At 67.1% G+C, this 22,466-nt stretch carries 26 protein-coding genes; 11 read left to right on the forward strand and 15 right to left on the reverse strand.

Features of this window, described 5'->3' with window-relative positions:
* Together rpsI and rplM are read right to left on the reverse strand one after the other, a co-directional pair.
* Positions 1 to 345, reverse strand: a 345-nt coding sequence (gene rpsI, locus VER16_RS06225; protein ID WP_324806352.1) for a 30S ribosomal protein S9, incomplete at its 3' end; no start/stop codon positions are given.
* A gap of 2 nt (positions 346 to 347) precedes the next feature.
* Complete coding sequence (gene rplM / locus VER16_RS06230; RefSeq protein WP_005414692.1) at positions 348 to 776, reverse strand: 50S ribosomal protein L13; 429 nt, start codon at positions 774 to 776, stop codon at positions 348 to 350.
* Between the two features lie 197 nt (positions 777 to 973).
* On the opposite strand from rplM, the gene coq7 reads away from it, so the two are divergent.
* Complete coding sequence (gene coq7, locus VER16_RS06235) at positions 974 to 1,618, forward strand: 2-polyprenyl-3-methyl-6-methoxy-1,4-benzoquinone monooxygenase (protein WP_324806353.1); 645 nt, start codon at positions 974 to 976, stop codon at positions 1,616 to 1,618.
* A gap of 56 nt (positions 1,619 to 1,674) precedes the next feature.
* On the opposite strand, the gene VER16_RS06240 is transcribed toward coq7, so the two are convergent.
* Together VER16_RS06240 and speD are read right to left on the reverse strand one after the other, a co-directional pair.
* Positions 1,675 to 1,995: a DMT family transporter gene (locus tag VER16_RS06240; RefSeq protein ID WP_108747533.1), complete on the reverse strand. Its 321-nt coding sequence runs from the start codon at positions 1,993 to 1,995 to the stop codon at positions 1,675 to 1,677.
* A 165-nt stretch (positions 1,996 to 2,160) separates the two neighbouring features.
* Positions 2,161 to 2,955, reverse strand: coding sequence for an adenosylmethionine decarboxylase (gene speD / locus VER16_RS06245; protein WP_006473908.1), 795 nt, complete (start codon positions 2,953 to 2,955; stop codon positions 2,161 to 2,163).
* A gap of 149 nt (positions 2,956 to 3,104) precedes the next feature.
* Here speD and crp point away from each other — a divergent pair, with 149 nt between their 5' ends.
* Both crp and VER16_RS06255 read left to right on the forward strand, forming a co-directional pair.
* On the forward strand, positions 3,105 to 3,794 hold the full coding sequence (crp, locus tag VER16_RS06250; protein ID WP_324806359.1) for a cAMP-activated global transcriptional regulator CRP: 690 nt from the start codon (positions 3,105 to 3,107) through the stop codon (positions 3,792 to 3,794).
* A gap of 76 nt (positions 3,795 to 3,870) precedes the next feature.
* Positions 3,871 to 4,632, forward strand: a complete 762-nt coding sequence (locus VER16_RS06255; RefSeq protein ID WP_324806361.1) for a sulfite exporter TauE/SafE family protein — start codon at positions 3,871 to 3,873, stop codon at positions 4,630 to 4,632.
* 75 nt (positions 4,633 to 4,707) lie between these two features.
* Here the strand turns inward: VER16_RS06255 and VER16_RS06260 are convergent, their stop codons facing one another.
* The 10 genes from VER16_RS06260 to VER16_RS06305 form a co-directional block, all read right to left on the reverse strand.
* Positions 4,708 to 5,424, reverse strand: coding sequence for a haloacid dehalogenase-like hydrolase (locus tag VER16_RS06260; protein WP_324806363.1), 717 nt, complete (start codon positions 5,422 to 5,424; stop codon positions 4,708 to 4,710).
* Positions 5,421 to 6,215 (reverse strand): indole-3-glycerol phosphate synthase TrpC, encoded by a 795-nt coding sequence (gene trpC, locus VER16_RS06265; RefSeq protein WP_049443903.1) that lies wholly within the window; start codon positions 6,213 to 6,215, stop codon positions 5,421 to 5,423. The genes VER16_RS06260 and trpC overlap by 4 nt, the downstream gene beginning before the upstream one ends.
* Positions 6,216 to 6,289: 74 nt before the next feature.
* Positions 6,290 to 7,321: an anthranilate phosphoribosyltransferase gene (gene trpD, locus VER16_RS06270; RefSeq protein ID WP_324806366.1), complete on the reverse strand. Its 1,032-nt coding sequence runs from the start codon at positions 7,319 to 7,321 to the stop codon at positions 6,290 to 6,292.
* 16 nt (positions 7,322 to 7,337) lie between these two features.
* Positions 7,338 to 7,925: an anthranilate synthase component II gene (locus VER16_RS06275; protein WP_049448425.1), complete on the reverse strand. Its 588-nt coding sequence runs from the start codon at positions 7,923 to 7,925 to the stop codon at positions 7,338 to 7,340.
* 19 nt (positions 7,926 to 7,944) lie between these two features.
* A complete protein-coding gene (locus tag VER16_RS06280) occupies positions 7,945 to 8,715 on the reverse strand; it encodes an SIMPL domain-containing protein (protein WP_324806370.1) in 771 nt (256 codons plus the stop codon).
* Positions 8,716 to 8,782: 67 nt separating this feature from the next.
* On the reverse strand, positions 8,783 to 10,258 hold the full coding sequence (trpE, locus tag VER16_RS06285; protein WP_324806372.1) for an anthranilate synthase component I: 1,476 nt from the start codon (positions 10,256 to 10,258) through the stop codon (positions 8,783 to 8,785).
* A gap of 290 nt (positions 10,259 to 10,548) precedes the next feature.
* Positions 10,549 to 11,499 carry a lipid kinase YegS gene (gene yegS / locus VER16_RS06290; protein ID WP_324806374.1) on the reverse strand — a complete coding sequence of 317 codons (951 nt, stop codon included), beginning with the start codon at positions 11,497 to 11,499 and terminating at the stop codon, positions 10,549 to 10,551.
* Between the two features lie 348 nt (positions 11,500 to 11,847).
* Positions 11,848 to 12,330, reverse strand: a complete 483-nt coding sequence (locus VER16_RS06295) for a GNAT family N-acetyltransferase (protein ID WP_324806376.1) — start codon at positions 12,328 to 12,330, stop codon at positions 11,848 to 11,850.
* Between the two features lie 61 nt (positions 12,331 to 12,391).
* On the reverse strand, positions 12,392 to 13,066 hold the full coding sequence (gene rpe, locus VER16_RS06300; RefSeq protein ID WP_108766603.1) for a ribulose-phosphate 3-epimerase: 675 nt from the start codon (positions 13,064 to 13,066) through the stop codon (positions 12,392 to 12,394).
* Between the two features lie 30 nt (positions 13,067 to 13,096).
* Complete coding sequence (locus VER16_RS06305) at positions 13,097 to 13,426, reverse strand: J domain-containing protein (RefSeq protein WP_079223907.1); 330 nt, start codon at positions 13,424 to 13,426, stop codon at positions 13,097 to 13,099.
* Positions 13,427 to 13,567: 141 nt separating this feature from the next.
* Between VER16_RS06305 and VER16_RS06310 the strand changes: the two genes are divergently transcribed.
* The 8 genes from VER16_RS06310 (at position 13,568) to VER16_RS06345 (ending at position 21,393) form a co-directional block, all read left to right on the forward strand.
* Entirely contained in the window at positions 13,568 to 14,494 is a 927-nt protein-coding gene (locus tag VER16_RS06310; protein WP_324806380.1) for a phosphoribosylaminoimidazolesuccinocarboxamide synthase, read from the forward strand.
* Between the two features lie 152 nt (positions 14,495 to 14,646).
* Positions 14,647 to 15,132, forward strand: a complete 486-nt coding sequence (locus VER16_RS06315; RefSeq protein ID WP_324806381.1) for a DUF962 domain-containing protein — start codon at positions 14,647 to 14,649, stop codon at positions 15,130 to 15,132.
* A gap of 353 nt (positions 15,133 to 15,485) precedes the next feature.
* Positions 15,486 to 18,314, forward strand: coding sequence for a monovalent cation/H+ antiporter subunit A (locus tag VER16_RS06320; RefSeq protein WP_324806383.1), 2,829 nt, complete (start codon positions 15,486 to 15,488; stop codon positions 18,312 to 18,314).
* A complete protein-coding gene (locus VER16_RS06325; RefSeq protein WP_108766605.1) occupies positions 18,314 to 18,691 on the forward strand; it encodes a Na+/H+ antiporter subunit C in 378 nt (125 codons plus the stop codon). Before VER16_RS06320 ends, VER16_RS06325 begins: the two co-directional genes overlap by 1 nt.
* On the forward strand, positions 18,688 to 20,223 hold the full coding sequence (locus VER16_RS06330) for a monovalent cation/H+ antiporter subunit D (protein WP_324806386.1): 1,536 nt from the start codon (positions 18,688 to 18,690) through the stop codon (positions 20,221 to 20,223). The genes VER16_RS06325 and VER16_RS06330 overlap by 4 nt, the downstream gene beginning before the upstream one ends.
* A complete protein-coding gene (locus VER16_RS06335; protein ID WP_324806388.1) occupies positions 20,220 to 20,726 on the forward strand; it encodes a Na+/H+ antiporter subunit E in 507 nt (168 codons plus the stop codon). The genes VER16_RS06330 and VER16_RS06335 overlap by 4 nt, the downstream gene beginning before the upstream one ends.
* Positions 20,723 to 21,007 (forward strand): K+/H+ antiporter subunit F, encoded by a 285-nt coding sequence (locus tag VER16_RS06340; protein ID WP_006399171.1) that lies wholly within the window; start codon positions 20,723 to 20,725, stop codon positions 21,005 to 21,007. The genes VER16_RS06335 and VER16_RS06340 overlap by 4 nt, the downstream gene beginning before the upstream one ends.
* Positions 21,004 to 21,393 (forward strand): Na+/H+ antiporter subunit G, encoded by a 390-nt coding sequence (locus VER16_RS06345; RefSeq protein ID WP_313205588.1) that lies wholly within the window; start codon positions 21,004 to 21,006, stop codon positions 21,391 to 21,393. Before VER16_RS06340 ends, VER16_RS06345 begins: the two co-directional genes overlap by 4 nt.
* 48 nt (positions 21,394 to 21,441) lie before the next feature.
* On the opposite strand, the gene VER16_RS06350 is transcribed toward VER16_RS06345, so the two are convergent.
* Positions 21,442 to 22,395: a sodium:calcium antiporter gene (locus VER16_RS06350; RefSeq protein WP_324806394.1), complete on the reverse strand. Its 954-nt coding sequence runs from the start codon at positions 22,393 to 22,395 to the stop codon at positions 21,442 to 21,444.
* Positions 22,396 to 22,466 lie beyond the last annotated feature (71 nt).

Consider the following 22,466-nt stretch of genomic DNA (forward strand, 5'->3'; position numbering starts at 1 on the left):
CTTCTTACGCTCGACTTCACGGGCGTCACGGGTCATGAAGCCAGCCTTGCGCAGCTCGGACTTCAGGGTTTCGTCGTACTCGACCAGCGCACGGGCGATGCCCAGACGGATCGCACCGGCCTGGCCGGTGGTGCCGCCGCCAGCGGCGGTGACCAGGATGTCGAAGCTTTCGGTGTTCTTGGTCAGCTCGAGCGGCTGGCGCACGATCATGCGCGCGGTCTCACGACCGAAGAACTCGTCCAGCGGACGGCCATTGACGGTGATGTTGCCCGAACCCTTGCGCAGGAACACGCGAGCGGTGGAGGACTTGCGGCGGCCAGTGCCGTAGTTTTGAGTGATAGCCATGATTAGATATCCAGAACCTGCGGCTGCTGTGCGGCGTGCGGATGCTCAGTGCCGGCGTAGACCTTGAGCTTGCGGTACATCTGGCGACCCAGCGGGCCCTTCGGCAGCATGCCCTTCACGGCGATCTCGATCACGCGCTCCGGGTGGCGCTCCAGCGCCTGGGCCAGGGATTCGGTCTTCAGGTTGCCGATGTAACCGGTGAAACGGTGATACATCTTGTCCTGCAGCTTCTTGCCGGTGACGGCAATCTTTTCTGCATTGATGACGACCAGGTAGTCGCCGGTATCAACGTGGGGGGTGTAGACCGGCTTGTGCTTGCCGCGCAGACGGCGGGCCAGCTCGGTGGCGAGACGGCCCAGGGTCTTGCCCTCGGCGTCGACGAGGTACCAGTCGCGCTGGACGGTCTCGTTCTTGGCAGTGAAAGTGCTCATGAAGAACTCTAGGTTAGGTCGGGCTCATTGCGGCGAAAGACTCGCCGGAACTCTGCCACGCGTTGTGAAAAGGTGAAGCGTAAGAGGCGGGATTGTACTTACCCCGGCGGCCGGGCGCAAGCCAGACCCTGCACCGGGTTGGCAGGGGGCCGGGGCCGGGCGAGAATCGGGGGTCTCCCGCCCCACGCCGTGCCGCCATGACCGTGCTCCGCCAGACCACCCCGCTGGACCACCTGCTGACCGAGGCGCAGCGCGCCCTGGACACGGTGTTCGGCAACCCGCCGGCATCGCGGCCCTACCCGGCCGCCGATACCGATGAGCCTGGCATGGACACCGCGCAGCGCCGTCATGCCGCGGGCCTGATGCGGATCAACCACGTCGGCGAGGTCTGCGCGCAGGGCCTGTACTTCGGCCAGGCCGCGGTCGCCCGCGACCCGTCCACCCGCGAGCACCTGCTGGAAGCGGCCCAGGAAGAGACCGACCACCTGGCCTGGTGCGCGACCCGGCTGGGCGAGCTGGACAGCCGCCCCAGCCTGTTCAACCCGCTCTGGTACGCCGGCAGCTACACCATCGGCACCCTGGCCGGTCTTCGCGGCGATGGCTGGAACCTGGGCTTCGTGGTCGAAACCGAGCGTCAGGTGGAAGCCCACCTGGACGAGCATCTGGTCGATCTGCCGGCCGGTGACCTGCGCAGCCGCGCGGTCATCCGGGTGATGAAGGAAGACGAGGCCCGCCACGCGGACCATGCCGAGCAGGCCGGCGCCCGCCGCCTGCCGTTCCCGATTCCGGGCGCGATGGCGCTGGCATCGAAGGTGATGAAGCACATCGCTTACCGGCTGTAAGGCCCCCGGGCATGGCCCGGCGCTACCGGACGCTAGCGTCGGGCTTGCTCGACTGCTTAATTGGGCGATACCAGCTTCAGGCCGATTACGCCGGCCACGATCAGGCCCACGCAGGCCAGGCGGGCCGGCGAGGCGCTGTCGTTGAACAGGAAGATGCCCAGCACCGCCACGCCCATGGCGCCGATGCCGGTCCAGATGGCGTAGGCCGTGCCGACCGGGATGGACTTCATCGCCTGGCTCATCAGATACAGGCTGATCAGCGCCGACACGACGGTGGCGGCGGTGGGCAGCGGCTTGCTGAAGCCCTCTGAGTACTTCATTCCGAGCGCGAAGCCGATCTCGAACAGACCGGCCAGCAACAGGTAGATCCAGGGCATGGGGGCACTCCTCACCTTGTTGAAGAAAAACAAAACGGCCCGGTGTTTTCACACCGGGCCGTGGATCGGTACATCACCGTGGAACTGGAAACTGCGCGGGAAGCGCGTTCCACGGGGCGGGTCGTCCCGCCTGGGTGGCGATGCCGAGGGCATCGCACACGGGTCTTACTCGGACAGGTTGCGCCCGTGGAACAGCTCTTCGATCTCGCGCTTGAGCAGCGCTTCGATCTTCATGCGTTCCTTGAACGACAGGTTCTTGGCCTTTTCCTCGAACAGGTACTGGTCCAGGTCGAAGTCCTTCAGGTGCATCTTCGTGTGGAAGATGTTTTCCTGGTAGACGTTGACGTCGAACATCTCGTAACGCGACTTGATGTTCTTGGCCAGGAAGTTCTGGATCGAGTTGATCTTGTGATCGATGTAGTGCTTCTTGCCCTTCACATCACGGGTGAAGCCACGGACACGGTAGTCCATGATCACGATGTCCGATTCCAGGCTCTCGATCAGGTAGTTCAGGGCCTTCAGCGGCGAAATGACGCCACAGGTGGCCACGTCGATGTCAGCGCGGAACGTCGCGATACCTTCCTGCGGATGGGTCTCCGGGTAGGTGTGGACAGTGATGTGGCTCTTGTCCATGTGCGCGACCACGGCGTCGGAGATCAGCTCCTTGCCGGCCTGCTTCTTGTCGATCACCGGCTCTTCGGAGATCAGGATCGTCACCGAGGCACCCTGCGGATCGTAGTCCTGGCGGGCCACGTTCAGGATGTTCGCGCCGATGATCTCGGCGACATCGGTCAAGATTTGAGTCAGCCTGTCGGCGTTGTACTCTTCATCGATGTATTCAATGTAACGCTGACGCTCCTCTTCGGTGCGCGCGTAACACACGTCATAGATGTTGAAGCTCAGCGCCTTGGTGAGGTTGTTGAAACCCTGCAGCCTCAGGCGAGGCAACGGCTTGACCACGGCGGTCGATTCCTGTGTAAGAAGGGAAAGGGTGAATTATGGGGCAAAGTGCCCCCGGGGGGAACGTGAAGAGGTCACGACTCTGGCACACTATTTGCCCTTAACAGGTGCGCTGGTTAAGCTCCGCCATCGAACCTGTGAATCCGTTCATGCGCAGAGGGAGCGCCCCTATCGTGTCAACCGTGCGCCTAGCTAGCAGCCCATTGGCCTTGGACATCGCCACCATCGACCGCTTCCTGGCCCACAGCCACCGGCGGCGTTACCCCACCCGGACCGACGTTTTCCGCCCTGGGGACCCGGCGGGAACCCTGTACTACGTCATCAGCGGCTCGGTCTCGATCATGGCCGAGGAAGATGACGACCGCGAGCTGGTCCTGGGCTACTTCGGCGCCGGCGAGTTCGTCGGTGAGATGGGCCTGTTCGTGGAATCGGACCGCCGCGAGGTGATCCTGCGCACGCGCACCGCCTGTGAACTGGCTGAAATCAGCTACGAGCGCCTGCACCAGCTGTTCCTGGGCCCGCTCTCGGCCGATGCCCCGCGCCTGCTGTTTGCGCTGGGCCAGCAGATTTCCAAGCGCCTGCTCGATACCAGCCGCAAGGCCAGCCGCCTGGCGTTCCTAGACGTGACCGACCGCATCGTGCGCACCCTGCACGATCTGGCCCAGGAGCCGGAATCGATGAGCCACCCGCAGGGCAGCCAGCTGCGCGTCTCGCGCCAGGAACTGGCCCGCCTGGTCGGCTGCTCGCGTGAAATGGCCGGCCGTGTACTGAAGAAGCTGCAGACCGATGGCCTGCTGCATGCCCGCGGCAAGACCGTGGTGTTGTACGGCACCCGTTGACCACGCCCGGTGGGTGCGGACCTTGGTCCGCACGCCCTCGCACGTTCCGCACACGCGCATCCGCTAGGCTCGGTGCATGGAACTGAGCAGCGAATTCTGGTGGTTCATCCTCATCGGCCTCGGCGCACAGCTGGTCGATGGGGCGCTGGGCATGGCCTTTGGTCTGGTGTCCTCGTCGGTGATGCTGGCCATGGGCATCCCGCCGGCGCAGGCCAGTGCGGCCATCCATACCGCCGAAGTGTTCACCACCGGCGCCTCCGGTGTGTCGCATCTGGTCGCCGGCAATGTCGATAAACGCCTGTTCTTCCGCCTCGCCATTCCCGGCGCGGTGGGCGGTGCGGTGGGCGCCTACGGGCTCACACAGTTGCCGGGCGACGTGATCCGCCCGCTCATCTACCTCTACCTGCTGGTGCTGGCCATCATCATCCTGGCCCGCGCTGCCGGGCGGCTGATGCCCAAGGGCGAGGTCAAGCGGGTGCCCGTGCTGGGCTTCGTGGCCGGCTTCCTCGATGCCAGCGGCGGCGGTGGCTGGGGGCCGGTGGCCACCTCCACCCTGCTCGCCCGGGGCGGCCAGGCACGTACCACCATCGGCACGGTGAACGCCTCGGAGTTCGTGGTCACGCTGACGGTTTCAGCCACGTTCCTGATGTCGATGGGCCTGCATCACCTGCAGATCGTGGCCGGCCTGCTGATCGGCGGCATGATGGCCGCACCGGTGGCGGCGCTGCTGGTGAAGCGGCTGAAGGAGCGCTGGGTGCTGATCGCCGTGGGTGTGCTGGTGCTGGCCATCAGCCTGTTCCAGATCGGCCATGCGGTAGGCGGGTATCTGGGGCGCTGACTGCCCGCCGGGCCATGCCCGGCGGCTCTTCGCGAAACGCAGTCGAGCATGGCTCGACGCTACAACAGGCGCCGGTCAGGCCTTCTCGCCGCCGCGGTCCACGCAGCCCCAGTTGAGGATGCGGGTGCCCGCCGGCAGCACGCTGCGGAAGAAGTCCACTTTGGAGCGCTTCGGGTTCACCACCACCGGGGCCTTGGCCGCCAGCAGCAGCGGCAGGTCGGCGGTGCTGTCGGAATAGGCGATGTCGATCTGCCCATAGCCGCGCTCGCGCAGCATGCGCATCTTTTCTTCGTTGTGGCAGTGGCGGGTCGGGCCGACACCGCCCAGGCGCGGGCCGACCTCGGTGCCGATCACCGGCACGTCCTGGTGGGCCACGAAGCCGAGGATGGCGCGGGCCAGCTCCGGCGGTGCGCCGGTGGCAACCACCACGCGGTCGCCCTTGGCGCGGTGCGCGGCAAACACCTCCAGCGCCTGCGGCAGCAGCTTGGCGCGCATCTGCGCCTCGTTGCGCAGCACGTAGGCGTCGATGACCTTGTTGAAGTCACGCGCCCGGTGCAGGCCGAAGCTGCCGATCCACACATAGACCGAAATGCCGGCACGGCGGGTCGGCAGCAGGGCCACCATCGGCCCGGCAATGGGCGTGACCAGCAGCGCGGCCAGCATGCGCAGCGGGTTGCGCTTGATCAGCGAGGCGAACAGATGGGTGCCCGAATCGCCGTCGTAGAGGGTGTGGTCGAAGTCGAAGACCACCAGCGGCGCATCCTCGCGCGGCGTTGGATAGTGCGTTGTCATGCCGCGAAGAATAGCTGACGCAGGCCCTCGCCCGGCTCTTCCACGCGCATGAAGGCCTCGCCGACCAGGAAGGCGTGGATGCCGGCGTCGCGCATCAGGGCCACGTCCTGCGGGCCGAGGATGCCGCTTTCGGTCACCAGCAGGCGGTCGCGCGGCACGGCGTTCTGCATGTCCAGGGTGGTCTGCAGCGAGACCTCGAAGGTGCGCAGGTTGCGGTTGTTGATGCCGATCATCGGCGCCGGCACCTGCAGCGCGCGCTCCAGTTCGTCGATGTCATGCACTTCCACCAGCACGTCCATGCCCAGCGACAGGGCCAGTTCGGACAGGGTGGCCAGCTGGGTATCGTCCAGCGCGGCGACGATCAGCAGGATGCAGTCGGCGCCCAGCACGCGCGCCTCGTACACCTGGTAGGCGTCGATCACGAAGTCCTTGCGCAGCACCGGCAGCGTGCAGGCCTCGCGGGCCTGCTGCAGGTAGGCATCGGCACCCTGGAAGAAATCGACATCGGTGAGCACCGACAGGCAGCTGGCGCCGCCGAACTCGTAGCTGACGGCGATGTCGGCCGGGCGGAAGTCCGGGCGGATGACGCCCTTGGACGGGCTGGCCTTCTTCACCTCGGCGATGACCGCCGGGTCGCCGTTGGCCACGGCCGCCTGCAGCGCACGCACGAAGCCACGGACCGGCGGGGCACTGGCCAGGGCGGCCTGCAGCGCCTCCAGCGGGCGCTGGGCGCGGCGCTGGGCCACTTCTTCGGCCTTGCGGGCCAGGATCGTCTGCAGGATGTCGCTCATCGTCGTCGGTTCAATGCGGGGGCGGTGAGTGCGGCCATTATCGGCCATCGGGTGGGTCAGGCTGAACCGCGCGCTCAGGCAACCAGCGCGCGGGTGGTGTCAACGTACTGCTGCAGGCGCCCGCGGGCGCTGCCATCGGCGATGGCGGCGCGGGCACGGGCCAGGCCGTCGCCGATGTCGCTGGCCACGCCGGCCACGTACAGGGCCGCACCAGCGTTCAGGGCGACGATGTCCAGCGCCGGGCCCGGCGTGTTGTCCAGCACCGCGCGCAGCATCTGGATGGACTGCTCGGGGCTGTCCACGCGCAGGTTGCGGCTGGCCGACATTGCGATGCCGAAGTCTTCCGGGTGGATCTCGTATTCACGCACCTTGCCGTCGCGCAGCTCGCCCACCAGGGTGCCGGCACCCAGCGAGATCTCGTCCATGTTGTCGCGGCCCCAGACCACCATGGCGCGTTCGGTGCCCAGTTCGCGCAGCACGCGCGCCTGGATGCCGACCAGATCGGGATGGAACACACCCATCAGCACCGACGGTGCGCTGGCCGGGTTGGTCAGCGGGCCGAGGATGTTGAAGATGGTGCGCACGCCCATCTCGCGGCGGACCGGCGCGACCACCTTCATCGACGGGTGGTGGATGGGCGCGAACATGAAGCCGATGCCGGTCTGTTCGATGGCCGCAGCGACCTGTGCCGGCTGCAGTTCGATGGCCGCGCCCAGCGCTTCCACCGCATCGGCACTGCCGGACTTGGACGACACGCTGCGGTTGCCGTGCTTGGCCACGCGCGCACCGGCGGCGGCGGCGACGAACATCGCGCAGGTGGAAATGTTGAAGGTATGCGAGCCATCGCCACCGGTGCCGACGATGTCGACCAGGTGGGTGGTATCGGCCACCGGCACCGCCAGCGCGAACTCGCGCATGACCGTGGCCGCCGCGGCGATCTCGTCGATGGTTTCCTTCTTCACCCGCAGGCCGGTAAGGATGGCGGCGGTCATCATCGGCGAGACGTCGCCGCGCATGATCTGCCGCATCAGGTCGACCATTTCGTCGAAGAAGATTTCGCGGTGCTCGATGGTGCGTTGCAGGGCTTCCTGGGGGGAGAAGCTCATGGGAATGCTCCTTGGATCAGGCCGCCGGGCGCTGCAGGAAGTTGCGCAGCAGGGCGTGGCCGTGTTCGGTGAGGATGGATTCGGGGTGGAACTGCACGCCTTCCACCGGGAACTGGCGATGGCGCAGGCCCATGATCTCTTCGATCGAGCCGTCCTCGTTCTCGGTCCAGGCGGTCACTTCCAGCGCGTCGGGCAGGCTGTGCTTGTCCACCACCAGCGAGTGGTAGCGGGTGGCCTGGTAGCGGTCCGGCAGGCCGGCGAACACGCCCTTGCCTTCATGGCGGATGGGCGAGGTCTTGCCATGCATGATGTTGCCGGCGCGGATGACCGTGCCGCCGTAGACCTGGCCGATGCCCTGGTGGCCCAGGCAGACACCGAGGATGGGCGTGGTCGGGCCCAGGCGCTGGATCAGCTCCAGCGACACGCCCGCTTCGTTGGGCGTGCACGGGCCGGGCGAGATGACGATGCGCTCGGGCTTCTGCGCGGCGATCTCGTCCACGCTCATCGCATCGTTGCGCACCACCTTCACCTCGGCGCCCAGCGTCTGCAGGTACTGCACGAGGTTGTAGGTGAAGCTGTCGTAGTTGTCGATCATCCACAACATGGTCAGGTTCCGTCGCTTATCAGGAAAATGGCGTATACGTTTCGGTGTAGGTGATGGGGCCGGAGGCGATGACTTCGCCACTCTCATTGAAACCATCCTGCGGCGGCGCCGACACCGGGCTCGGCTTGGGCGGGGAAAGGTTCTTGAGCGCAGGCGGCCCGTTCTGGCCGCGCGGCCAGTCGCCGGCCTGCACGCCGTAGGCGAAGTCCGGCGAGACATCGGAAATGCTGTAAAGGCCAATGACCTTTGCGCCATAGGCACCGGCCAGGCCGGCGGCCGACTCGCGGGTCTGCCGGGCCGCCTCGGCCTTCAGCTCGGCACGCAGCTTTCCCTCTGCCGAATAGGCCGGGTTCTGGGTGGTGACCTGCACTTCCTTGCTCGCCTGCAGCGCGCCCAGGAAGCGCTGCAGACTCGCGCCATCAGCGAAGCTCGCACTCAGTGACTGGCTGACCGAGACGCCGACGAAGACGCTCTCACCATCCTTGTACCGGCTCTGCGGACTCACCTGCAGATTCTCGGACTTGATGGTGTCGGCCAGCGCATCGCTGCGCTTGAACAGAGCCAGCACCTGGCGACCGTTGTCCTGCACGCGCCGGCGTGCCGCCTCGGTCTTCAGGTCCACCGAATTGAGGCGTACCGAGACACCGAAACGATCCGGCATGACCTGGCGCTCGGCGCTGCCCTTCACCAGCAGGTGTGGCTGGGAGGGAATGGTGTTGGCCTGCGCCCACGCAGACGGGGCCATCGTGGCCAGCAGCGACGACCACAGCAATGCGCTCAGCAGCTTCATGCGGTACTCCTTGTCTTGATCGGGAACAGCGGAGGGTGCCGCAGCGCAGGCCACGGCACAGAGAGGCTTACAGGCCCTTGGCGGCCTGGGCGACAGCGCGGAACAGCGCGCGGCCCTTGTTCATCGTCTCGTCCCATTCCTTGTCCGGGTCCGAGTCGTAGACGATGCCGGCGCCGGCCTGCACGTACAGGCGGCCATCCTTGATGACGGCGGTGCGGATGGCGATGGCGGTATCGGCATCGCCGTGCCAGCCGATGTAGCCGATGCTGCCGGCGTAGACATTCCGCTTGATCGGTTCCAGCTCGCGGATCACTTCCAGCGCACGGATCTTCGGCGCGCCGCTGACGGTACCGGCCGGGAAGGTGGCGCGCAGCACGTCGGCATAGCTCAGGCCCGGCTGCAGCTGCCCGGTCACTTCGCTGACGATGTGCATGACGTGGCTGTAGCGTTCGATCACGAACTGCTCGCCCACTTCCACGGTGCCGGCCCTGGACACCCGACCAGCATCGTTGCGGCCCAGGTCGATCAGCATCAGGTGCTCGGCGCGTTCCTTCGGATCGGCCAGCAGTTCGGCTTCCAGCGCCAGGTCCAGCTCGGGCGTGGCGCCGCGCGGGCGGGTGCCGGCGATGGGGCGCACGGTCACTTCGCCATCCTGCAGGCGCACCAGGATTTCCGGCGACGAACCGACCACCTGCAGGTCGCCCACATCGAGGAAGTACATGTACGGCGACGGGTTCAGCGCACGCAGCGCGCGGTACACATCCACCGGGCGCGCCTTGAACGGCACGCTCAGGCGCTGGCTCAGCACCACCTGGAAGATGTCACCGGCGCGGATGTATTCCTTGCTGCGCTGGACCGCATCGACGAAGCCCTCGCGGGTGAAGCCGGAGATGAAATCGGATTCGTCCAGCACGTCACTGGTCAACGGCGCGGGATAGCCCGCACCCGGCGCACGCAGCTTGGCGGTCAGCGCATCCAGGCGGGCCTGGGCCTGGTCGAACGCACCGTCGACCCGCGGGTCGGCATGCACGATCAGGTACAGCCGGCCCTTGAGGTTGTCGAACACGGCCAGTTCGTTGGAATCCAGCAGCAGGATGTCCGGCGTGCCCAGTTCGTCGCGGCCGGCCGGCGGAGCCAGGCGCGGCTCGATGTAGCCGATGCATTCGAAGCCGAACCAGCCGACCAGGCCACCGGTGAAGCCCGGCAGGCCGTCCAGCTTCGGCACCGAGTGGGCGCTGCGCAGCGCCTCGACCTCGGCGAAGGGGTCGGCCACTTCGCGGGTTTCCACCACCTCGCCGTCCTCGCGCACGGTCAGGGTGTGGCCGTGGAAGGCATACACGCGACGGGCCGGCAGGCCGATGATCGAGTAACGACCAAAGCGCTCGCCGCCTTCGACGGATTCAAACAGGTAGGTATTGGGGCCGTCGGCGAGCTTCAGATAGACCGAAAGCGGCGTGTCCAGGTCGGACAGCACTTCGCGGACAACGGGGATATGGGTGTGGCCTTCAGCGGCCTGCTGCTGAAACTGAGCGAGCGAGTTCAAGACGACTTTCCTTCCGGGACACAGCGTTATGGGGGCGGACGACGGCAACGGGCCACCATCGCCACCAACGGCGTGCGGAAGAAAGGGTATGCGGGGTCGTCAGGCTGGACACCCGTTGACTGTAACGCAGGTTCGGCGGCAGGGAAACCCTGCGAAACTGAACCACGGCAAGCGCGGTGCCGGTTGCAGGGATCGGGGCGGAGGCCGGTAGAGTCGACTGTTGGTCGACTGCTCTTCCATCGGTGGCGGAAATGCCCGCGCTACGCGCGTTAGTCGACTGACAGTCGACTCTACCCAGCCGAAGCTACCCCTGCCCCGGAAAGCAGCTCGCAACCGGCCGGCAGATGCATGCGCACCCGACCTGCCACGCAATCGATGCGGAAGCGGCGGGCCTGTACCGGCTCGCCGTCCAGGTTCAGCGTCAGCGCCTGCGGCGCGTCAATCTGCAGCCACGGCAACTGTGCGCGGGTCGCCACGCGCTCCAGTGCGGCTTCCTTGCCACCGGTCAGCATCTGGCCCAGCGTCGCGGCCACCTCGCCTTCCAGCTGGGGCACCACGGTGACGTCCAGCAGGCCATCATCGATCAGCGCCTGCGGGCACAGCTGCTGGCCGCCACCGGCCTGGCGGCCGTTGCCGATGCCCAGGGCGATGAAACCACCGTCCCAGGCGAAATCCGGACCGGTCAGGCGCGCGGTGATCGGCTCGATGCGGCCCAGCTTGGCGATGCCGGTGATGACGTAGGCCAAGCCGCCCAGCATTTTCTTCAGGCCCGCATCGGTTTCCACGGTCACCTGGGTGCCGAAGCCACCGCTGGCCAGGTTGGCACACCACCAGGGTTTGCCATCGGCATCCACCCGCAGCAGATCGATGGGCCGTGCCGGCGCCTGCGCGATCAGCGCGAATGCCTCCCTGGGCCCGGTGGGAACACCGGCCGAGGTGGCGAAATCATTGGCCGTGCCCATCGGCACCAGCGCCAGCGACGGCAGCGCGTCGGCCGGCTCATCGCGATGGGCCAGGGTTTCGGCCACGGCACTGAGCGTGCCGTCGCCACCCGCTGCCACGATCACGTCCACACCATGGTCGATGGCTTCGGCCACGTAGCGCTCGGCATCGCCCTCTTCCCAGGTCACCCGTACTTCCAGTTGCACGCCCTGCCCGCGCCAGTAGCCGACCGCCTCGCGCAGTGCTTCATCGCCCGCGGATTTTCCGTTGAGGATCAGGCGCCAACGCGGGGTGGTCATGCAGGATGCTTCCAGTGAGGGTGGCACAGGCTATCAACGCGGCGTTTGCCGCCGGTGAAAGGCAACGCGGGAGGCATCCACGCGTGGCGTGGCTCTCCTGGGTGCGGTGTCACGCAGGTGTCATCGCGCACCCGGAGAATGGAAGGCCATAGCAGGGACGATGGATGGAGGCAGGATCAGCCTCCCACGAATGCAGCGAAGCCGCGCCGGGGATTGGCGCGGCTTTTTTTTGCACGCTCGAGCAGTGCAAACCAAGGTTCGCACCCACCGGGTTGCGGTTCGCAACGACCACACCCGGGTTGAGGCGCCGGCCCAGTAGAGCCACGCCATGCGTGGCTGCCTTGCGCCTCAACCGTTGGCGAAATCGTGCAACGCCTGGCCCTGCAGGCGGTACACGGTCCACTCATCCTGCGGCTTTGCGCCGGCGGCGGTGTAGAACGCGATGGCCGGCGTGTTCCAGTCCAGCACCGACCATTCGAAACGACCGCAGCCTTCGGCCACGGCCTGGCGCGCGATGTACTTCAGCAGTGCCTTGCCGGCACCGCCGCCGCGCTTTTCCGGGCTGATGTACAGGTCTTCCAGGTAGATGCCCTTGCGGCCCAGCCAGGTGGAATAGTTGTAGAAGTACACCGCATAGCCGATGGCTTCGCCCTCGGCTTCGCAGATCAGCGCGCGAGCACTGGCATCGGCACCGAACAGGCTCTCGGCAATGCCGATCTCATCGGTCTGCACCGCGTGCTCAGCCTTCTCGTAGATGGCCAGTTCGCGGATGAAGCGCAGGATCAGGCCGGCGTCGGCCACGGTGGCCGCGCGGATGTTCAACAGTGCCATGAAGATCAAAAAAGGGGACGGAGGGGATTAATCGAGCTTAATCCCCTCCGTCCCCTTTTTGTCAGCGGGCGGCAGCGACATTCGCGCGCATCTGCGCGATCACGTCCTGGTAGCTGGTCTTGGCGTTGAAGATGGCCGAGCCGGCCACGAAGGTGTCGGCGCCGGCAGCAGCGATCGCGCCGATGTTGTCGGCCTTCACGCCACCGTCGATCTCCAGGCGGATGTCCTTGCCGCTGGCATCGATCTTCTGGCGGACCACGCGCAGCTTGTCCAGCGCCGAAGGAATGAACGCCTGGCCGCCGAAGCCCGGGTTGACCGACATCAGCAGCACCAGGTCCAGGTCATCCAGCACCCAGTCCAGGATGTCCACCGGGGTGGCCGGGTTCAGCACGATGCCCGGCTTGCAGCCCAGCGAGCGGATCAGCTGGATGGTGCGGTGCGGGTGGCGGCTGGCCTCCGGGTGGAAGCTGATGTAGGTGGCACCGGCCTCGGCGAAGTCCGGGATGATGCGGTCCACCGGCTCGACCATCAGGTGCACGTCGATCGGCGCGGTGACGCCGTGCTTGCGCAGGGCCTGGCAGACCATCGGGCCGATGGTCAGGTTGGGCACGTAATGGTTGTCCATCACGTCGAAATGGACCCAGTCCGCACCGGCGGCCAGGACGTTGTCCACTTCCTCGCCCAGGCGGGCGAAATCGGCGGACAGGATGGACGGGGCGATGAGGCAGTTGGACATGGCCGGGGCCTTGGAGACGAGGGAAAGGGGTCAGCGCTTGCGCAGCGTCTTGATGCGGTCGTAGGCGGCGTTGATCCGCCGCGACTTCTGCTCGGCCTGCTGCTGCAGCTCGGGGGCCGCGCCGCCGAGCTTGTCGGGGTGGTACTGGGAAATGAGCTTGCGATAGGCCCGCTCGACCTCGGCGTCGGTGGCCTCGGAGGTCAGTCCCAGCTCCCGGTACGGGTTTTCCTTGTTCAGGCGGAACCAGTCCGAATCGAACGCATGGCCGAGCAGCAGGCCGATGACCGCCCCGAACAGCGGGTTGGGCCGGAACAGCAGGGCGCCGGCGATGAAACCGAGCAGTTTTCCGTACCAGCGCATGGCGCCCCAGGGTCGACCGGCGAAATGGACGCTCATTTTACGTCACAGCGGGCCCGGACCGCTTTACACTAGGCCGCCCGCTGGTCAGCGGGCCCGCCGGGTCCGTTGGGCAGCCGTATCGACGAAGCCCCAGGAGTGCCCGTGCCAACCACGCTGTTGCAATCCGATCTCCCCGGCCTGCCCTTGCGCCATCGCGGCAAGGTGCGTGATGTGTTCGATATCCCGCGCGAGCGGCTGCCTGCAGGGACCCCGCCGGGCGACTACCTGCTGATGGTGGCCACCGATCGCCTGTCGGCGTTCGACGTGGTCCTGCCCGACCCGATCCCGGGCAAGGGCGAGATGCTCTGCCAGGTGTCCAATTTCTGGTTCGCCAAGACCGCGCACCTGATGCCCAACCACCTGACCGGCATCGACGTGGCCAGCGTGCTGCCCGAGGGCGTGGACCCGGCCCTGTACGCCAAGCGCGCGGTGGTCACCCGCAAGCTGAAGCCGGTGCCGGTGGAGGCCATCGCCCGCGGCTACCTGATCGGCAGCGGCTGGAAGGATTACCAGCGCACCGGCAAGGTCAGCGGCATCGACCTGCCTGACGGCCTGCGCCAGGCCGAGCAGTTGCCCGAGCCGATCTTCACCCCGTCCACCAAGGCCGCCGTCGGCGACCATGACGAGAACATCGATTTCGATGCGATGGTCAAGCAGGTGGGCGCGGACCTGGCCGAGCGCGTGCGCGATGCCACCCTGCGCATCTACAAGTTCGCGGCGGACTACGCCCGTGAGCGCGGCATCATCCTGGCCGATACCAAGTTCGAGTTCGGTACCGATGCCGATGGCCGCCTGTACATCATGGACGAGATGCTGACCCCGGATTCCTCGCGTTACTGGCCGGCCGACGAGTACGAAGTGGGCACCAGCCCGCCGAGCTACGACAAGCAGTTCGTGCGTGATTACCTGGAGACGCTGGACTGGGGCAAGACCGCCCCGGGCCCGAGCATCCCGGCGGACATCATCGAGCGTACCCGCGCCAAGTACGCCGAGGCGCTGCAGCGCCTGGCAGGCATCAGCGTCGACTGATTGCCCCAGCGCCCCCGGCCGGACTGGCTGGGGGCGTTCTGATGCCGGCAACCCCACACGCCCGCCCCACCGCGTCGGCCCCGCCCGTTCGGGATTACCCGGTCGGCGCCCTGCCCCCGCACCGCTTGGCCCGGGCGGAGTATGCTGGCCGCATGCAGACCACCACCCAGCTTGCGCGGCCGATCGACCGCTACTTCGCCAGCTATTCAGACGACCACCGCAACGTCATCAACCAGCGCATCCATGTGGTGGCGGTGCCGGCCATCCTGTGGTCGGTGGTGGCCCTGCTGTGGTGCCTGCCGCCGCTGATCACCTGGTTCCAGTACGGCATCTGGTCGGCCTTCGCGATGTTCAGCGCCTGGTGCTTCTACAACAAGCTGTCGCGCCCGCTGGGCATCGGCATGCTCATCCAGTTCTTCGTGTTCGGCTGCCTGTGCCGCCTGCTGGAGGCCGAAATCGGGCTGCAGGCCCTGCGGTGGCTGGCGCTGGGCGTGTTCGTGGTGGCCTGGGTGGCGCAGTTCATCGGCCACAAATTCGAAGGCCGCAAGCCCAGCTTCCTGACCGACCTCACCTACCTGTTGATCGGCCCGGCCTGGGTGATGGCCAAGGCCTACCGGAAACTGGACTGGCGCTACTGACCGCTCTCTGCGCGTCACCGCCCGTCGTTTCCTGAACGGGCCGGCTCCGTCACCCCTGCTCCACGATCGACCTGCCAGCCTGCGATTCACGGGTGGCGGCGGCCTGCCTGCGCGCCTGCCGAGCAGCTTCCAGCCGTTGCCACATGGGGCCGCAGGTGCCCATGCGCGAGCGTAGGGAGCCGAACCGGCAAAGCCGGCGACCACACCCTGCAAGGCACGAAAATCGCCCTGCCGCACCGCAAAAAAGATGAATAGCGCACGTTACATGCTGTTTGTGGCCGTTACATGGGTTTCGGCGACATTTGGCTGACTGTTAGACTCAATGACCTGCTCGTGAATCATGGATTCCCTGCATGCTCCCCAGCCTGCCCCTGCTGCTGGCCCTGCCGTTCCTGATGGCAGTGGCGGTTGCGGCCTTCCCCCGTAGTTCCCGCTCGACAGCCGCCTGGCTGGCGGCGCTGGCGCCGTTGGGCGGACTGGCCATCCTTGGCTGGCTGACCCCAGCAGTGATGGGCGGGGAGATCGTTCGCAGCCTGGTGCCCTGGCTGCCGCAGATCGGGCTGGACTTCGCCCTGCGCCTGGATGGGCTGGCCTGGATGTTCGCCGGCATGGTGCTGGGCATCGGCGCGCTGGTGGTGCTGTATGCGCGCTACTACCTCAGCAGCCAGGACAACGCCCACCGCTTCTACTGCTACCTGCTGCTGTTCATGTGCGCCATGCTGGGCATGGTGATCTCCGGCAACCTGCTGTTGCTGATGATCTTCTGGGAAATGACCAGCATCAGCTCGTTCCTGCTGATCGGCTTCTGGTCGCACCGCAGGGATGCCCGCGAGGGCGCGCGGATGGCGCTGGTGATCACCGGTGGCGGCGGCTTGGCCCTGCTCGGTGGCGTGCTGCTGATCGGCCGCATCGTCGGCAGCTTCGACCTGGACGTGGTGCTGGCCGCCGGCGACCAGATCCGCGCCAGCGCGCTCTACCCCTACGCCCTGTTCCTGGTGCTGGCCGGCATCTTCACCAAGAGCGCGCAGTTCCCGTTCCATTTCTGGCTGCCGCACGCGATGGCCGCGCCTACGCCGGTATCGGCCTACCTGCATTCGGCCACCATGGTGAAGGCCGGCGTGTTCCTGCTGGCGCGCCTGCACCCGGCGCTGGCCGGCAGCGACCTGTTCTTCTACACGGTCAGCGGCATCGGCGCGCTCACCCTGCTGATCGGCGCCTGGAACGCGATCTTCCAGCACGACCTGAAGGGCCTGCTGGCCTACTCGACCATTTCCCATCTGGGCCTGATCACCCTGCTGTTCGGCTTGTCCACGCCGATGGCGGTGGTGGCCGGCGTGTTCCACATCCTCAACCACGCCACCTTCAAGGCCTCGCTGTTCATGGCCGCCGGCATCATCGACCACGAGACCGGCACCCGCGACATGCGCAAACTGGGGGGGCTGCGGAAGCTGATGCCCTTCACCAGCGCGCTGGCGATCATCGCCTCGCTGGCGATGGCCGGCATCCCGCTGCTCAACGGCTTCCTGTCCAAGGAAATGCTGTTTGCCGAAGCGCTGACCGCTGGCGGCCCGGGCACCATGCGCACGGCAGTCTCCATCGCAGCGCTGCTGGCCGGCGTGTTCGGTGTGGCCTACAGCCTGCGCTTCGTGCACGACACGTTCTTCGGCCCCGGCCCGCACGATCTGGACCGCGTGCCGCACGAGCCGCCGCGCTGGATGAAGGTGCCGGTGGAGATCCTGGTGGTGATCTGCGTGGCGGTGGGCATCGCCCCTGCACTGACCGTCGCGCCGGTGCTGCATGCGGCGGCCGGTTCCATCCTCGGCAGCGCCATGCCCGAATACAGCCTGTCGGTCTGGCACGGCTTCAACCTGCCGCTGGCGATGAGCGCGATCGGCGTGGTCGGTGGCGTGGCGCTGTACTTCGGCCTGCGCAAGCTGATCAACCTGCACGGCGTGGAGAACACCGCCACTGGCCGCAACGTCTTCCACGCGCAGCTGGATACGATTTCCGCGCTTGCGATGCGCCTGACCAACGGAATCGCCAACGGCAGCCTGCAGCGCATGCTGCTGGGCCTGGTGCTGGTGGCGATCACGGTGGCCGCTGCGCCCTACGTGGCCAACCCGGCCTCGCCCAACTGGACTGCACCGCAGCCGATCCCGCTGCTGGGCTGGGCACTGTGGCTGGTGATGATGGCCTGCGCCGTAGCCACCCTGCGCGTCTACAAGCAGCGCCTGCTGGCGGTGCTGCTGGTCGGTGGCGTCGGCCTGATGGTGGCGCTGACCTTCGTGTTCCTGTCCGCACCGGACCTGGCGCTGACCCAGCTGCTGGTGGAGATGGTGACCCTGGTGCTGATGCTGCTGGGCATGAACTACCTGCCCGCCCAGTCCGGGCCGGAGCGGCCGCGCTGGCGCAAGCGCCGCGATGCGGTCATCGCCATCATCGCCGGTGCCGGCCTGGGCGCGCTGGCCTACAGCGCGATGACGCTGCCGCCGAACACCATGGCCGGCGAGATGCTCGCCCGCGCCCTGCCCGAGGCCTATGGGCAGAACGTGGTCAACGTGATCCTGGTCGACTTCCGCGGCTTCGATACGTTCGGTGAGATCACCGTGTTCGGCATCGCCGCGCTGGTGGTGCATGCCCTGCTGCGGCGCACGCGCATGGCCCCGGAACAGATCATGCCCGGGCCGCCGATCAAGCTGCCGGTGCCGGCCGATCTGGCCCAGATCATGTTCCCGCTCACGTTGACCGTGTCGATCTTCCTGTTCCTGCGTGGCCACAACGCACCCGGTGGCGGCTTCATCGCCGGCCTGGTGCTGGCCGTGCCGCTGCTGATCCAGTACGTCATCCAGGGCACCGCCTCGGTCGAATCGCGCTTCGGCTTCGACTACATCCGCTGCATCGGCGTGGGCCTGCTGATCGCCCTGCTCAGCGGCAGCGCCTCGATGCTGTTCGGCGTCCCGTTCCTGACCAGTGGCCACCTCGACCTGCACCTGCCGCTGATCGGCGAGGTGCCGCTGGCCAGCGCGATTGGTTTTGATATCGGCGTGTACCTGGTGGTGTTCGGCGGCGCCATGCTGATGCTGTCGATGATGGGCACGGTCAAGCCGTCGCGCACGCGCACCGCGCGGCGCGGCGAGATCGACCTGCAACGCCGTTCGGCCCGTACCGGGGAGATGCACTGATGGAACTGGCCTTGGCCACCGCGATCGGCGTGCTGACCGCCATCGGCATCTACCTGCTGCTGCGCGCGCGCAGCTTCGATGTGATCCTCGGCATGACCTTCCTGTCCTATGCCACCAACCTGCTGATCTTCGCCGGTGGCCGCGTGGTGCTGGGCAAGGCACCGGTGCTGAAGGACGGCGTGGACAGCCACCTGGGCAACTACACCGACCCGTTGCCGCAGGCGCTGGTGCTGACCGCCATCGTCATCGCGTTTGCGATGACCGCGGTGAGCATCGTGCTGGCCATGCGCAGCCGCAGTGACAACCACAGCGACCACGTCGATGCGCACGAACCGGATGAGGACGCCCCGCCGCGTCGGGACGAGGACCACGCATGAACCATCTGGTGATCCTGCCGATCCTGATTCCGCTGCTCGGCGCCGCCCTCTCGCTGTTCGTCGAACACCGCCGCTACGGACCCAAGGTGCAGCGCAGCGTGGCCTGGACCGCGATGGCGGCGCTGGCAATGGTGGTGGGCCTGCTGTTCGCGCAGACTGCCGACGGCGACATCAACGTCTACCTGCTGGGTGACTGGCCCTCGCGGCTGGGCATCGCGCTGGTGGCCGACCGCCTGTCGGCATGGATGCTGCTGACCACCCTGCTGCTGGCCATTCCCTGCCTGATGCATGCCTGCTCGGGCTGGGACCGGCGTGCGCCGCACTTCCATGCGCTGTTCCAGTTCCAGCTGGTCGGCCTGAATGGTGCGTTCCTGACCGGCGACATCTTCAATCTGTTCGTGTTCTTCGAGGTGATGCTGATCGCCTCCTATGGCCTGCTGCTCAGCGGCGGCCGTGGCCTGCGCATGCGCATCGGCCTGCACTACGTGGTGTTCAACGTCACCGCCTCGACCCTGTTCCTGATCGCGCTGGGCCTGCTGTATGCCTCGCTGGGGTCGCTGAACATGGCCGAGCTGTCGCAGCGCATTGCCGAAGTACCGGCCTCGCAGCTGACCCTGGTGAAGGCGACCATCGGCCTGTTGCTGCTGGTGTTCTGCGCCAAGGCCGCGCTGATGCCGCTGTACCTGTGGCTGCCTGAGTCCTATGCGCGCGCGCCGGCTGCGGTGGCGGCGCTGTTCGCGATCATGACCAAGGTCGGCCTGTACGCCGCGCTGCGCGTGCAGATGCTGTGGTTCGGCGAAGATGCTGGCGCGCTGGCCGGCTACGGCCGCGACTGGCTGCTGTGGGCCGGCGTGGCCACCTTGGTGCTGGGCGGCCTGGGCGCACTGGCCGCGGCCCGCCTGCGCGTGCTGATCTCGTATCTGGTCATCGTTTCGGCGGCGACGCTGTTCATCGCTTTCGCGGTGGGCACGCCGAAGGTGCTGTCGGCCGGCCTGTATTACCTGCCGCACAGCACGTTCGTGGCAGCCGCCCTGTTCCTCGTCGCCGACCTGATCCGCCGCCGCCGCGGCGGTGCCAGCGACCGCAAGGAAGTGGTGGCACCGATGCCCGGCAAGGAAACGCCGGCCGTGCTGTTCCTGATCGGTGCGGTCTCGGTGGCGGGCCTGCCGCCGCTGTCCGGCTTCCTGGCCAAGGCCGCGCTGCTGGCCGGCATGCCGGCGCAGTACACCGGCGCGGTGTGGACGGCGGTGCTGGTCAGCAGCCTGCTGGTCATCATGGGCCTGACCCGCGGCGGCATCCGCCTGTTCTGGCGCGTGCCGCTGCCCGACCCGGACGCGCCGCCGCCGCGCAAGGCACCGCTGCGCCGCATCGAACTGTATGCCGCCTGCCTGCTGCTGGCCTATGGCATCGGCATGACCTTGGGCGCGGCACCGCTGATGCGCCACACCGATGCCATCGCCGCCCAGCTGCTGCAGCCGGGTGACTACGTGCAGCAGTTGCGGGCGACCCCGCCGGAGATCCGCCAGCCATGACCGCCAAGCGTTCCCTCCGCCGTCGCGTGTTCCCCTCGCCCGCCCTGAGCATCATGGTGGTGGCGTTCTGGCTGCTGATGTCCGACAGCTTCACCCTCGGCCAGATCGTGCTGGGCGTGGTGCTGGGCGTGGTGGTGCCGCTGTTCGCCGCCCGCCTGGACCGCGAATTCGCCCGCATCGGTACGCTGCGGCCGGTGCCCAAGCTGCTGTTCGTCACCCTGTGGGACATCCTGATGTCCAACATCCGCGTGGCGATCCAGGTGCTCGGCCCGGAACGCAACATCCACCCTGGTTTCATCTGGTTGCCGCTGGACATCGCCAACATCCACGGCATCGCCGCGCTGACCAGCATGATCACCCTGACCCCGGGCACCGTGTCGGCCGCGCTGAGCGATGACCGCAGATACCTGCTGGTACATGTGCTGCACCTGGACGACCCGCAGGACCTGATCGACACGATCAAGCGACGTTACGAAGCCCCGTTGATGGAGATCTTCCCATGACTGGATTCCAGATCATCCAGACCACCCTGGTGGTGTGCATGCACGTGGTCGGCCTGGCCATGCTGCTGGCCACCTGGCGCCTGCTGCGCGGCCCGACCGTGCCCGACCGCATCCTGGCACTGGACACCTTGTCGGTGACCGCCATCGCCGAACTGATGCTGTTCGGCATGTACCTGAACTCGGCGATCTACTTCGAGGCGGCGCTGGTCATTGCCATGCTCGGCTTCGGCAGCACCGTGGTGCTGAGCAAGTTCGTGCTGCGCCGGGACATCGTCGAATGATCACCTTCATCCAGATCGCCCTGTCGGTGCTGCTGCTGTTCGGCTGCTTCTTCATCCTGGTGGGTGCGCTGGGGCTGGTGAAGCTGTCGACCTTCTTCAAGCGCCTGCACGCGCCGACCAAGGCCAGCACGCTGGGCGTGGGCTGCGTACTGGCGTGCTCGGTCTGCTACCACATCTTCCTGGGCCAGGACCCGCAGCCGCGCGAGCTGCTGATCACCGTGTTCCTGTTCATCACCGCGCCGATCAGCGCGCACATGATGGCCAAGGCCGCGCTGTCGCTGCTGATGGAAACCCGCCCCAGCCTGCCGGGCAACGAGCGCGCGAAGGAAGAGCAGCTGCCGCCGCCGGAACCGGCGCGGGAAGAGGAAACCGCACAGAACCGGTAGGTGCCGACCGTTGGTCGGCACGGCCCGTCATCCACGCATGGCGTGGATCTACATGACCAGCGCGATCTCCAGCCCCAGCCAGGCCACGAATGCGCCCAGCAGGATCGTGCCTTCGGCGCGGCTGATCCTCAGATCGCCGCGCAGCATCGGGTACAGCACCAGGGCGAAAGCCAGCAGCGCCGGCAGCTCCAGCCGCACGAACGACGCCGGCAGGGCCAGCGGCTGCAGCAGCCCCATCGCGCCGATCACCAGCAGCAGGTTGACCACGCTGGAACCCAGCACGTGGCCCAGCACCATGTCGCCCTGGCCACGCCGCGCCGCTGCGATGGCCGCGGCTGCTTCCGGCAGCGTGGTGCCGATGGCCACCGGCAGCAGGCCCACCAGCAACGGCGTCCAGCCCAGGGCCGCACCGAAATCCGCCGCAGCGCCCACCACCAGGCGCGCGCCCCAGTACAGGGTCAACGCGGCGATCAGCACGCGCAGCACGTTCAGCGGCAGGCTGGTGCGGCTCAGCGCGGATTCGGCGATGACCGCCTGCACGTCCGGCGCTTCCAGGCGCCCGCGACGCAGCAGCACGATCTGCACCAGCACGAAGCCTGCCACCAGCACGCCGGCTTCCCAGCGCTGCAGGCGACCATCCAGGCCGAACACGATCAGCAGCAGGCCGGCGGCCAGCAGCGACCACCACAGCACACCCTGCAGCCGCGCGCGCAGCAGCAGCGGCGCGGCGATGGCGGCCACGGCCAGGGTCAGGCCCAGGTTGGCGACGCTGCTGCCGATGGCGTTGCCCAGGGCCAGCTCAGGCTGGCCAACCCACAGCGCGCGCGCATTGACCGCCAGTTCCGGCAGCGAGGTGGCGACGCCCAGAAGCAGCAGGCCGGCAGTGAAGGCGCTGGCGCCGAAGCGCTGCGCAAGACCGGACACGGCCTTGACGATGGAATCCCCGCCCAGCGCCAGCAGCAGCAGGCCAAGCAGGAACCAAGCAATTGAAATGGCGATCATCGAGCACTCCCCAGCGGTCGTGGCGCGATTCTACGCGTGCCCCACCCATCGCGGGCGGGGCACGCCCGCCG

The sequence above is a fragment of the Stenotrophomonas sp. genome (genome assembly GCF_035634915.1).
GTDB lineage: Bacteria > Pseudomonadota > Gammaproteobacteria > Xanthomonadales > Xanthomonadaceae > Stenotrophomonas.